This window comes from Gordonia sp. VNK21 (assembly GCF_046098115.1).
GTDB lineage: Bacteria > Actinomycetota > Actinomycetes > Mycobacteriales > Mycobacteriaceae > Gordonia.
Genome location: NZ_JBJURU010000005.1, coordinates 125,363 through 137,194 on the forward strand (window position 1 = coordinate 125,363; position 11,832 = coordinate 137,194).

The 11,832-nt window shown below is 69.2% G+C and carries 10 protein-coding genes; all 10 read right to left on the reverse strand.

The genetic code is table 11. From position 1 onward, the window contains the following. Positions 1–17: 17 nt before the first annotated feature. Complete coding sequence (locus tag ACJMNC_RS07425) at positions 18–839, reverse strand: hypothetical protein (RefSeq protein WP_408947303.1); 822 nt, start codon at positions 837–839, stop codon at positions 18–20. A gap of 82 nt (positions 840–921) precedes the next feature. Continuing rightward, a complete protein-coding gene (locus ACJMNC_RS07430) occupies positions 922–1,404 on the reverse strand; it encodes a TIGR02611 family protein (RefSeq protein ID WP_408947304.1) in 483 nt (160 codons plus the stop codon). A gap of 17 nt (positions 1,405–1,421) precedes the next feature. Beyond that, positions 1,422–2,636, reverse strand: a complete 1,215-nt coding sequence (locus ACJMNC_RS07435; protein ID WP_408947305.1) for a fatty acid desaturase family protein — start codon at positions 2,634–2,636, stop codon at positions 1,422–1,424. A 74-nt stretch (positions 2,637–2,710) separates the two neighbouring features. Then, positions 2,711–4,003 (reverse strand): fatty acid desaturase family protein, encoded by a 1,293-nt coding sequence (locus tag ACJMNC_RS07440; protein WP_408947306.1) that lies wholly within the window; start codon positions 4,001–4,003, stop codon positions 2,711–2,713. Between the two features lie 196 nt (positions 4,004–4,199). After that, entirely contained in the window at positions 4,200–5,318 is a 1,119-nt protein-coding gene (locus tag ACJMNC_RS07445; RefSeq protein ID WP_408947307.1) for a ferredoxin reductase, read from the reverse strand. A gap of 94 nt (positions 5,319–5,412) precedes the next feature. Next, positions 5,413–5,967, reverse strand: a complete 555-nt coding sequence (locus ACJMNC_RS07450) for a DUF6912 family protein (protein WP_408947308.1) — start codon at positions 5,965–5,967, stop codon at positions 5,413–5,415. Positions 5,968–5,974: 7 nt separating this feature from the next. Further along, a complete protein-coding gene (locus tag ACJMNC_RS07455) occupies positions 5,975–7,471 on the reverse strand; it encodes a wax ester/triacylglycerol synthase family O-acyltransferase (protein ID WP_408947309.1) in 1,497 nt (498 codons plus the stop codon). Positions 7,472–7,546: 75 nt separating this feature from the next. Next, positions 7,547–8,074: an Rv3235 family protein gene (locus ACJMNC_RS07460; protein WP_408947310.1), complete on the reverse strand. Its 528-nt coding sequence runs from the start codon at positions 8,072–8,074 to the stop codon at positions 7,547–7,549. Between the two features lie 75 nt (positions 8,075–8,149). After that, on the reverse strand, positions 8,150–10,900 hold the full coding sequence (gene secA / locus ACJMNC_RS07465) for a preprotein translocase subunit SecA (RefSeq protein ID WP_408947311.1): 2,751 nt from the start codon (positions 10,898–10,900) through the stop codon (positions 8,150–8,152). 116 nt (positions 10,901–11,016) lie between these two features. Beyond that, positions 11,017–11,754, reverse strand: a complete 738-nt coding sequence (gene hpf / locus ACJMNC_RS07470; protein ID WP_408947312.1) for a ribosome hibernation-promoting factor, HPF/YfiA family — start codon at positions 11,752–11,754, stop codon at positions 11,017–11,019. Positions 11,755–11,832 lie beyond the last annotated feature (78 nt).

The window sequence follows — 11,832 nt, forward strand, 5'->3', positions numbered from 1 at the left end:
GCAGCGGCCGGGTGCGGCTACTCGCGCAGGCCCGCCGGTTCGGCGGTGCGGCCGGCCCCGATACCGCCGAACGTGCCGCTCAGGTTCGCCGCGGCGACGACCTGCTGCACGAGTTCCCTCCGCGGACCGGTCATCAGGTAGACCTTGACCTCCCGCGGCCCCGGCCCCCGGTAGACCTGATAGTCCTCGAGCCACCGGTAGATCGCGCCGCAGTCGGCATCGAGGAGCGCAGTCGCCGCCCGCACCCCGTAGAGCGCCGCATACCGCCGGTAGGTCAGATCGGCGCGCCAGGCCTGCTCGAGTGCGTCCCGGACCACCTCCTCCGGGATCATCGCCGCCGTCACCGCCGGTACGCGGATACCGTTCTGCATAACGGTGCCTTCGTCACGATTGAGCCTCCGCACCAGCCTGTCCCTGGCGTCGTCGAGGTCGGCGGCGGCGAGCAGCCACGCGAGCCGGGCCTCGTCGACCGATTCACCGCTCTCCCCCACCCGCCACAGGTACGGCCAGAACTCCTCGCGGGTGGCCGCCGACCAGCGGTGCAGACCGAAGGCGGCCAGCACGATCAGCACCGGCGCCACAGTCACCACCGCGAATGCGACGGCGGCAGCGGCCGCCGTCAAGGCGGCGTACGTCACGTCGACGACCACGTGCCGCCCGCCCGACTGCAGGTACTGCCACACCCCGGCCGCCACCGCGACCGCCATCAGGGCCGCGACGAGTGCGGCCCCGGCGATCCGGGCCGGACGGCGCACCACCGACAACACCCGCTCGACGGCGAGTCCCCAGACCCAGAACACCCAGAGCAGTACGCTGACGCCGCCGACGATCAAGATCATGATGCTGAGCCTAGGAACCGGCATATCGGGCGGCAATGGGGAGTTCTCCCCATTGCGGATCAGGCGCGTACGGTCCCAGAGCTCAGGCGAACGGGGAACGCAGCCAGTCCGCGTCCCAGCCCACCCAGCCGGCCATCACACCCAGGAAGCCGGTCAGCCAGACGGTGAGGATGACGATGGCGCACGTGGCCACACCCAGCACCACCTGCGCCAGGCGGTTGCCGTCGATGTAGCGCGAGTAGAAGGCGTTGAGCCGGCTCATGACGGCCAGCCGCAGCCTCGCGGCCCACTCGAACTCCTGCGAGAGGATCAGCAGACCGAGGAAGACGATGGCCCAGCCCGGACCGGGGTACGGAATGGCGACGATGCCGGCCAGAGTGACCACCGTGCCCACCGCGATCGTCACATAGCGGAGCACCCAGCCGAGCCGGTGATTGTGCCGGATGTGGTGGTAGCGGCGGCCCAGCCGCCGCACCCCGTCGTTGAGTCCGCCCAGCAGGCTGCGCCGCTGGTCGGCGCGCCCGTCCGCCGCGTCGCCGGTGCTCACCTCGCCGTCGATGCCCATCGGTCGTCCCGGCCCGGTCAGGCCCGCGCCCGTCGTCGTTCCCGGCGGGTCTCCCGCAGCCGGCGCAGGGCCGTCTTGAGCCCGGACGCCCGCGGCGTCATCCCCGCGAAGCGGCGCTCGGAGGCGGTCTCCGGGGCGTCGTCGGCCGAATCGACCAGGAAGCGGTCCGGAAGCGCGAGCTTGTTGATGGTCCGCAGGGTGCGCAGATACTGCATGCCCAGCGAGCCGGTGTTGTACGGGAGGTCGTACTTCTCGCACAGCTCCCGCACCGCCACCGACACCTCGGCCATCCGGTTGCTCGGCAGATCCGGGTAGAGGTGGTGTTCGATCTGGTACGAGAGGTTGCCGCTCATGAAGGCCAGCGCCGGCCCGGCCCGGAAATTGGCGCTGCCGAGCATCTGCCGCAGGTACCACTGGCCCTGCGTCTCGTCCTCGAGGGTCTCGGCGGTGAACTTCTCCGCACCGTCCGGGAAGTGGCCGCAGAAGATCACCACATAGGTCCACAGGTTGCGGGCCAGGTTCGCGGTCAGGTTGGCGGTCAGGGTGTGCCGGAAGTTGCGACCGGTCAGCGCCGGGTAGATCAGGTAGTCCTTGCCCAGCTGCCGAGCGGCCTTGCGCAGGAAGAGCTTGATCTGCGGGATCGCCTCCTGTGTGGACTTGCGTCCGGCGGCGACCTCCTTGAGTTCGAGGTCGTGCAGCGCGATACCCCATTCGAAGGTGAGCGCCAGCAGCACGTTGAACAGCGGCTGGAAGGCCCGCCGCGGCTCCCACGGCTCGTCGCGGGTCACCCGCAGGATCTTGTACCCCACGTCGTGATCCATGCCGATCACGTTGGTGTACTTGTGATGGATGTAGTTGTGCGAGTGCTTCCAGTGCGGAGACGCGCACACCATGTCCCACTCCCAGGTGGTGGAGTGGATCTCGGGATCGTTCATCCAGTCCCACTGGCCGTGCATCACGTTGTGCCCGAGTTCCATGTTCTCGATGCACTTGGCCAGGGCCAGCGCCGTGGCGCCGAGCAGCCAGAGCGAGCGCCGGTTGCTGCCGAACAGCGCGAGCCGGCCGGCCACCTCCAGTCCGCGCTGCGCGGCGATGGTGCGGTGCAGGTAGCGGACATCCCGCTCACCGAGGTCGGCCTCGATCCGCCGGCGCAGCGCGTCGAGCTCCTCCCCGAGCGCCGCCACATCGGCGTCCGTCAGGTGCGCGTACTCATTGATGTCCGAAATTGCCATCGCTGCTCATTATGCCCGTCGCTGCAAATCGTGCCCGGTGAGACGTACCGGCCTCGGTCGTCTCCCCCGCTACGTTACGCTGCGCGGCGCTCCTGCCGCGGGGCGGGGAACTGGGCGACGCCGCGCCGGCGTTCCCGCAGCCCGCGGATGGCCGACTTGAGGCCGCGCCGGCGGCCGCTGCGCGGGTCGACGGTGGCCACCAGGCGCTGCTCCGGATCGGTCTTGAAGCGCAGCTCCGAGGCGGTCTCCGGGGCATCGTCCTTGGTGGCGGTCAGGTACTTGTCCGGCAGGGACAGCTTGGCGATGGTCCGCCAGGACTTGGCGTACTGCAGCGGGAACGAGCCGGTGGTGTACGGCAGGTCGTAATCGGCGCAGATCGCCTGCACCCGCACCGAGATCTCGGCGAGCCGGTTGCTCGGCAGGTCCGGGAAGATGTGGTGCTCGATCTGGTACGAGAGGTTGCCGCTCATGAAGCCCAGCACCGGGCCGGACCGGAAGTTGGCGCTGCCGAGCATCTGACGCAGGTACCACTCGCCGCGGCTCTCGGTCTCCATGTCCCGCTTGGTGAACTTCTCGGCGCCGTCCGGGAAGTGGCCGCAGAAGATCACCGCATTGGTCCACAGATTGCGGATCACGTTGGCCAGCACGTTGGCGGTCAGGGCCGTGCGGAAACCGCGGCGCGAGCGGGTGGCCGCACCGACGATCGCCGGGTGGACCACGTAGTCCTTGGCGGCCTGACGGCCCACCTTGGCGCCCACCTCGCGCAGCGAGGCGCGCAGCTCGGCCCGGTCCTCCTCGGTCTTGCGCTTGCGTCCGAGTTCGAGGTGCTGGGCGGCGACGCCGTACTCGAAGCCCACCGCGAGCAGCGTGTTCCACACCAGGTTGCCCAGATAGAACGGCCGCCAGCGCTGGTCCCGGGTCACCCGCAGCAGGCCGTAGCCCACGTCGTCGTCCATGCCGAGGACGTTGGTGTACTTGTGGTGGATGAAGTTGTGCTGGTGCTTCCAGTGCGCGCTCGGGCCGGTGTTGTCCCACTCCCAGGTGGTCGAGTGGACCTCGGGATCGTTCATCCAGTCCCACTGCCCGTGCATCACGTTGTGCCCGAGTTCCATGTTCTCGACGATCTTGGCCACACCGAGCGCCGAGGCGCCGGCCCACCACAGGCTGCGCTTGCGCGATCCGAAGATCAGGGCGCGTCCGGTCAGTTCCAGGCCCCGCTGAAAGGCGATGGTCCGCGCGATGTAGCGGGCGTCGCGCTCGCCGCGGTCGGCCTCCACGTCGGCGCGGATGGCATCGAGCCGGACCGCGATGGCCTCCACGTCGTCATCGGTCAGGTGCGCGTACTCCGGGATGTCGGCGATCGCCACGACGTCTCCTTTACCTACAATTGCGTAACTTACGCAATCGTAGGTTACGGCGCCGTAGGTTGTCCAGGGGCCCTCGCACCGTTTCGTGCCGAACCGCCCCCGGAGCATCGACCCCCCAGACGACAACCGGTTCCCGAGACCGTTCGATCAGTCGCGGGAACCGGAATCGGTCTCGGGAACGGGGCGGCGCCGGACGTCAGACGTCGAGGGTGCAGTCGCCGGCGGCGGCGGTCACGCAGGTCTGGACGCGCTCGCCGGCGATGTGCTCGGCGCCGGTCCGCAGATCCCGGACCGCCCCCTTGTCGAGCATCACCACGCAGCTCTGACAGATGCCCATCCGGCAGCCGAAGGGCATCAGCACGCCGGCCTGCTCCCCCGCCTCGAGCAGCGTGGTGGCGCCGTCGGCCTCCACCTGCCGGTCGGGAGTGCCGAAGGTGATCACGCCGCCCTGCGCGTCGCTGGCGCCGCGTTCGAGGGCGAAGCGCTCGATGTGCAGCTGCTCGAGCCGGTCGTCGTCGCCGTAGGCGGCGGTGAGCATGTCCAGGAAGCCGCCGGGGCCGCAGGCCCAGGTCTGCCGCTCGAGGAAGTCGGGACAGACCGCGGCCAGGTCGTCGACGGAGAGCTTGCCGGACTCCCGGGTGAGCCGCAGGGTCAGGTCGATCAGCCCCTCGGCGGCCATCGACTCGAGCTCCTCGGCGAAGAGCACGTCGTCGGCGGTGGGGGCGGAGTGGATCACCTTGATGTCGCTGCGCTCGCCCCGGCGGCGCAGGGTCCGCAGCATCGACATGATGGGCGTGATACCGCTGCCGGCCGTGGCCAGCAACAGCCTCGGCGGCAGCGGCTCGGGCAGCACGAACTCCCCGGAGGGCGCGGCCAGCCGCACCACGGTGCCCGGCACCAGGCCGTTGACCAGATGCGAGGACAGATAGCCCTCGGGCATCGCCTTGACCGTGATCGCGACCGTCTTGTCGCCGTGCGAGGAGTCCGGAACGCTGGTCAGCGAGTAGGAGCGCCAGGTCCACCGGCCGTGCAGCAGCACGCCGATACCGATGTACTGGCCGGCGCTGTAGTCGAACGAGAAGCCCCAGCCGGGCCGGATGACGATGGTCGCACTGTCAGCGGTCTCGGTGGTCACCGAGACCACCTTGCCGCGCAGTTCGCGGGCCGACCACAGCGGATTGGCCAGGTGCAGGTAGTCGTCCGGCAGCAGCGGGGTGGTCACCCGGGCCAGTGCGGCCCGGGCCATCTGCGCGCGCCGGCTGCCCGCCACCGAAGCGGCGCCCGGCGGCGCGAGCCGCTGAATCCACGACGTCATCTCGACCTCCGATCGTCGTCGGCGCCCGTGCGCCTCAAATACCTACGCTACCGTAACCTACGGTTGCGTAATAATCGTCGACGGGCCGCGCCGGTCACAGCAGTTCGAGCAGGAAGGGCAGCTCCTGGGTGGCGTACCAGCCCAGATCGTGGTCCTCGGCATCGCCGACGGCCAGTTCCGCATCCTCGTCGCCCAGATCCGCCGCGTCGATCACCGCGACCGCCGCCCGCACGGCCGGTTCCGCGTCGGCGCCGTCCACATGCACCGCGGCCACCTGCGACAGGCTCACCTCACCGGGCAGCCGGACCACCGCATCGTCGAGATCCGGCCGCGCCTTCGCATCCGGGACCTCGGCGACGACGACCACCCGGCGCACCGGTAGCCCGTTCGCCGCGGCCCCGTCCGCTGCGGCCCCGTCTGCTGCGGTGTCGGCGGTGGCGGCCGCCGGGTCGTCGGCGGCCAGCAGCCGCAGACTGGCCCGGGCCGCCTCACGCATCGCCACCTCGGACAGTTCCTCGTCGTCGCCAGAGGTGTAGCTCTCCCGGAGTGCGGGCGTCACCGCGAACGCGGTGCCCGAGACCGGACGCCACGAACCGCCGGCCAGCAACTGCTCGACCATCGCCAGGGTGGCCGGTGCGTAGACCCTCATCACAGCCTCACTCTCCCGGCGACGGATCGCCGTCACCGGCGCCCGCGGATCCGGACGTCGGCCGCACCGGCGGGAAGCCGCCGGTGACGAGTTCTTCGAAGGACTCGGCCACGTACCCGGCCATGGCCGGCAGGTCACCGAGCACATTACGGTCCGCGACGAAACCGAACTGCACCTGATCGCCGTACTCGACGACGCTGATCGCCAGCGCCCGCTGCGCCAGCAGGGTGGGCAGGACGTACAGGTCGGTGATCGGCACGCCGCCGAGATAGCGGGGCGCCACCGGCTGCCCGCACATCCGGATCGGCACGTTGTAGGAGCGCTGGAAGATCTGGTTGAAGGCCCGCACCGAGACATCGGCGAAGGGCACGATGCCCAGATCCGGCAGCAGCGGCCGCACCCCGGAGGTCATCCGGCGGGTCGACTGCGAGTAGCGGTCGGCCAGTCCGGCCACCTGCATGAGCCGCACCGCCGGCGCGTCCTCGCCCACCGGCAGATCGGTGACGAAGTCCTGTTCGCCCTCGCAGGTCCAGCCCGCGGTCTCGGCGGCCGCCCGGTCGTCGCCGGCCGACGGGTCCCGGGTGATCAGCGGCAGCACCGCGCGCACCGTCTCCCCGTGGCCCACCGTCTCCTGGATCGAGAGCAGCCAGCGCCGCAGCACGCCGGTCACGATGCCCAGCACCACATCGGTGAAGCTGCATTCGAAGCGCTCCGCCACCTTTCGGCACTCGTCGCGGCCGATGGTGGCGAAGGTGACCAGTCGGGCCGCACCCACCGTGTTGTTGAGCGGGCTGTCCGGCGCGCTGTTGACCAGGTTGCCCACCGCCGAGCCGACGAATCGCGCCGACCGGTCGGTGAGGGCGAGCAGATCGGCCACCGGGCCGTTGCCCCGGAGCACTGAGTCGGCCACTTCGCCGGGCCGGGCGAAGGCCTCGGCCAGCGCCCCCATGGCCACCGCGGAACCGCCCGGACGGCTGTCGGGAGACCACAGTTCCTCGGGTAGCGGCGGCGCATCCGGCCGCGGATCGGCGAGCACCTCGGACAGTTCCCGGTTCGCCTCGCCGTCGACGAGCGCCCGATGCGACTTGACCAGCACCGCCATCCGGCCGCCGGAGAGACCTTCGATCAGGTTCAGCTCCCACAGCGGACGGCGCCGGTCCAGACTCCGCGACATGACCCGGGCGATCAGCTCCTGCAACTGCTCGTCGGTGCCCGGCTGCGGCAGCGCCGAGAGCCGGACGTGGTAGGTGATGTCGAAGTCGACGTCGTCCACCCAGAGCGGCCGAGCCAGACCCAGCGGCACCTCGACCACCACCTGCCGGTACCGCGGCACCAGCTGGAGGCGGTTCTCCACCAGCGAGACCAGCCGGCCGTAGTCGAGCGGGCCGGTGCCGCTGTCCCGCGCACCCGGATCCAGCACGAACAGCACACCCAGGTGGGTACTGCTGTTCGGGCCGTCCAGGAAGTAGTACATCGCCGCTTCGGGCGACAGTCGGTTGACCATGATGACGTTGATGTTAGGCGCCCCGGCGCATTTCGTGGAACTCGCCACCGCGGCGGCGCACCCGGGCACCGATCGTCAGACGATGGCGAACTCGGTGAGGATCCAGCGGTCCTCCAGCTTCCGCGGCAGGGTGCCCGCCGGCGAGACCCTCACCGGCCGCAGTTCCATCCGTCCGGCCACCGCCCGCACCCGTCCGCCGCGCACATAGGAGCCGAAGTAGTCGGCCAGCGCCGCATCGTGCAGTTGCACGTGCACCCGGCACAGCCGGGCGCAGTCGTCACCGGGACCGACCACCCGATGCTGGATGAGCGCGGTCAGCTGGGCGAGCACCTGTTCGTCGACGCACCGGCTGAGCAGACCGCGCGGCCGCCGGCCGTCGAGGACCTCCAGTACTCGTTGCAGCGCGCCGAGAGCCGCCGCCCGCACCGCGGTGGCCGCCTCCAGGTCCGGTGGCCGGCTGCGGCCGGTGCGGCGAGCCCCGGGCGGCGCGGCGGCCCGCACGGGAACCGGAGAGGTCCCAGTAATCGATCCGCCGGCGATCGATCCGCCGGCGATCGAGGCGCCGGTGATCGAAGCATCTGTCTCGAGCAGTATCCCCGTCATACAGAATCCGACGCGCCGGGAACCGTTTCGGTTCCACGACGCGCCGGAATGTCTGCGGATTCGTCCTGTGCGGGGCTACTTCTGCTGGCGCCGCCGCTCGCGCTGGGCCCGCCGCTGCGCCTCGCGGCGCTCCTTGCGGGTGCCGCCGAGCACCTCGGACGGGGTGCCCGAGGCATGCTCCTCGACCTCCGAGTGGACCTCGGGGTCGCCGGCCTCGGACGGCCCGCTGTAGCTGACGACACCCTCGGCGGCCTCGTCGCCGCCCAGGTCGGTGCCGGCGAGCATGTCGCTGACCGTGCTGCCCAGCTGCGGCTCGGGGGCCTGGGTCTGCACCTGAGCGTTGAAGATCAGGGTGACCGTCTCCTCCTTCATCGCCTCGAGCATGGCCACGAACATGTCGTAGCCCTCGCGCTGGTACTCGACCACCGGGTCGCGCTGGGCCATCGACCGCAGGTGAATGCCCTCGCGCAGGTAGTCCATCTCGTAGAGGTGATCGCGCCACTTGCGGTCGAGCACCATCAGCAGCACCGAACGCTCGAGCTGCTGCATGGCGCCCTCGCCGGCGATACCGGCCAGTTCGGTCTCCCGACGGTCGTAGGCCTCGAGGGCGTCCTCGACCAGAACGTCGCGCAGTTCGTCGGCGCTCACGTCGTCGCGTTCGCCGAACTCGTTCTCACCGACCACCTGCTGCTTGTCCAGCGAGATCGGGTACAGCTTGGCCAACGCCTCCCACAGGGTGTCGAGGTCCCAGTCCTCGGTGTAGCCCTCGGCGGTGGCACCGTCGACGTAGGCGCCCACCACGTCGGCCACCATCTGCCGGACCTGCTCGCGGTGGTCGTCGCCCTCGAGGATCTCGCGGCGCTCGGCGTAGATGACCTTGCGCTGCTCGTTCATCACCTCGTCGTACTTGAGGACGTTCTTGCGGATCTCGAAGTTCTGCTCCTCGACCTGGGTCTGCGCGCTGCGGATGGCGCGGGTGACCATCTTGGCCTCGATCGGCACGTCCTCGGGCAGGTTCACCCGGTTCATGATCGATTCGAGCGCGGCACCGTTGAAGCGGCGCATGAGCTCGTCGCCGAGCGAGAGGTAGAAGCGCGACTCGCCCGGGTCGCCCTGACGGCCGGAGCGGCCGCGCAACTGATTGTCGATCCGTCGCGACTCGTGGCGTTCGGTGCCGAGCACGTACAGCCCGCCCGCCTCACGCACGTCGTCGGCCTCCTCGGCGGCGGCCGTGCGGGCCACCTCGATGGCCTCGTCCCAGGCGGCCTCGTATTCGTCGGGAGTGTTCACCGGATCCAGCCCGGCCTTGCGCAGCCGGGTGTCGGCGATGACGTCCGGGTTGCCGCCGAGCACCACGTCGGTACCGCGGCCGGCCATGTTGGTGGCCACGGTCACGGCGCCGAGCCGGCCGGCCTCGGCGACGATCTGCGCCTCCTGCTCGTGGAACTTGGCGTTGAGCACGGTGTGCGTGATGTCGCGCTCGGTGAGCAGCCGGGACAGGTACTCGGAGCGTTCGACGCTGGTGGTGCCAATCAGCACCGGCTGGCCCTTCTCATGCCGCTCGGCGATGTCGTCGACGACGGCGTTGAACTTGGCCTCTTCGGTCTTGTAGATGAGGTCGGTCTGGTCCTTGCGCACCATCGGCTTGTTGGTGGGGATGGGCACCACGCCGAGCTTGTAGATCTGATGGAACTCGGCGGCCTCGGTCTCGGCGGTACCGGTCATGCCGGAGAGCCTGTCGTAGAGGCGGAAGTAGTTCTGCAGCGTGATGGTGGCCAGGGTCTGGTTCTCGGCCTTGATCTCGACGCCCTCTTTGGCCTCGATGGCCTGGTGCAGGCCCTCGTTGAAGCGGCGGCCGTCGAGCACGCGCCCGGTGAACTCGTCGACGATCAGGACCTCGCCCTTGCGGACGATGTAGTCCTTGTCCTTGTGGAACAGCTCCTTGACCTTGATGGCGTTGTTCAGGTAGCCGACCAGCTGCGAGTTGCTGGGCTCGTACAGGTTGTCGATGCCCAGCCGGTCCTCGACGGCGGTGACCCCGGCCTCGTGCACGCCGACGGTCTTCTTCTTGATGTCCACCTCGTAGTGGACGTCCTTCTCGAGCAGCGGGGCGATCCGGGCGAACTCGGTGTACCACTTGCTCGACGAATCGGCCGGACCGGAGATGATCAGCGGCGTGCGGGCCTCGTCGATCAGGATCGAGTCCACCTCGTCGACGACGGCGAAGTTGTGGCCGCGCTGAACCAGCTCCTCCATGCTGTGCGCCATGTTGTCGCGCAGGTAGTCGAAGCCGAACTCGTTGTTGGTGCCGTAGGTGACGTCGGCGGCGTAGGCCTCCCGGCGCTGATCCGGATTCATGCCGGTGAGGATGACCGCGGTCTCGAGGCCCAGGAAGCGGTGCACGCGGCCCATCCACTCGGCGTCGCGCTTGGCGAGGTAGTCGTTGACGGTGACCACGTGCACGCCCTTGCCGCTGAGCGCGTTCAGGTAGGCCGGCAGCACACAGGTCAGGGTCTTGCCCTCACCGGTCTTCATCTCGGCGATGTTGCCGAAGTGCAGCGCCGCACCACCCATGATCTGGACGTGGAAGTGCTTCTGGTCGAGCACGCGCCAGGCCGCCTCGCGGGCCACGGCGAAGGCCTCGATGAGCAGATCGTCGAGGGTCTGACCCGATTCGAGGCGTTCCTTGAACGCTGCGGTCTTGGCCTGCAGCTCGGTGTCGCTGAGCGCTTCCATCTCGTCGGAGAGCGACTCCACCTGAGCCGCGATGCCGTCGAGCCTCTTGACCATGCGCCCTTCACCCAGGCGCAGCAGCTTGTTCAGCACGGTCTTTACGTCCCCATCGGTCGATGACAAAGAATCCGGCCTGCACCGCAAACGGGCAGGCCGGACTCCATGGTAGCGGTCTTTATCGTCAGACCTCGTTCAGCAGGCCGGAAAGCTCAGGCCAGCCGGATCAGCCCGTAGTCGAAGGCGTGCCTGCGGTAGACCACCGACGGCTTGTCGGTCTCCTTGTCGTGAAACAGGAAGAAGTCGTGCCCGACCAGTTCCATCTCGTAGAGCGCATCGTCCACGCTCATCGGCACCGCCTGGTGCTCCTTGACGCGCACGATCTGGCCCGGCTCGTAGTGCTCGACGCCGTCGGCCCACTTGTCCTCGGCCTCGGCGAGGGTCTCCGGATTCGGCGAATCCTCGATCGCCGCCGGCGCGATCGCCTCGCTCAGCGACTGGGCCCGGCCCGGACCGTCCTTGCGGATCCGCTTCCGGCCCTTCGCCCGGCGCAGCCGCTTCTGCATCTTGTCCATCGCCAGCTCGGTGGCCGCGTAGAAGTTCTCGCCGCTGGCCTGCGAGCGGATCACCGGTCCGTCGCAGCGGGCGGTGATCTCCACGACCTGCGCCTGCTTGGCCTGTCGCCGGTTCGGCTCGTGGTAGAGCACCACTTCGAACCGGTTGATGGTGGTGTCGAAGCGCTCCAGCCGGGAGAGCTTGTCACCGAGGTACACGCGGAAATGGTCGGGAACCACCACATTGCGCCCGCTGACCTGCACCTCCACGGTGGGCTGGCCGGGCTCGGCCACGTCGGCGAGATGTGAGGGGCGCTCGAACGCCTTCTCCAGCTCGGCCACGGTGGCCGGGGCGCTCTTCGGCTCGCGCTGTCCTTTGCGATGAACGACGGACATATGTGATTCCTCCTCCGATCGCGCTATCCGGAATGGCCCCGGATAGGTACCAATTCGCTTGCCGCACAACGCAATTGA

Bases quoted from the DNA above. Each gene is read 5' to 3' on its own strand.
- ACJMNC_RS07425 (WP_408947303.1), bottom strand. From the start codon at position 839: ATGATCTTGATCGTCGGCGGCGTCAGCGTACTGCTCTGGGTGTTCTGG.
- ACJMNC_RS07430 (WP_408947304.1), bottom strand. From the start codon at position 1,404: ATGGGCATCGACGGCGAGGTGAGCACCGGCGACGCGGCGGACGGGCGC.
- ACJMNC_RS07435 (WP_408947305.1), bottom strand. From the start codon at position 2,636: ATGGCAATTTCGGACATCAATGAGTACGCGCACCTGACGGACGCCGAT.
- ACJMNC_RS07445 (WP_408947307.1), bottom strand. From the start codon at position 5,318: ATGACGTCGTGGATTCAGCGGCTCGCGCCGCCGGGCGCCGCTTCGGTG.
- ACJMNC_RS07450 (WP_408947308.1), bottom strand. From the start codon at position 5,967: ATGAGGGTCTACGCACCGGCCACCCTGGCGATGGTCGAGCAGTTGCTG.
- ACJMNC_RS07455 (WP_408947309.1), bottom strand. From the start codon at position 7,471: ATGGTCAACCGACTGTCGCCCGAAGCGGCGATGTACTACTTCCTGGAC.
- ACJMNC_RS07460 (WP_408947310.1), bottom strand. From the start codon at position 8,074: ATGACGGGGATACTGCTCGAGACAGATGCTTCGATCACCGGCGCCTCG.
- hpf (WP_408947312.1), bottom strand. From the start codon at position 11,754: ATGTCCGTCGTTCATCGCAAAGGACAGCGCGAGCCGAAGAGCGCCCCG.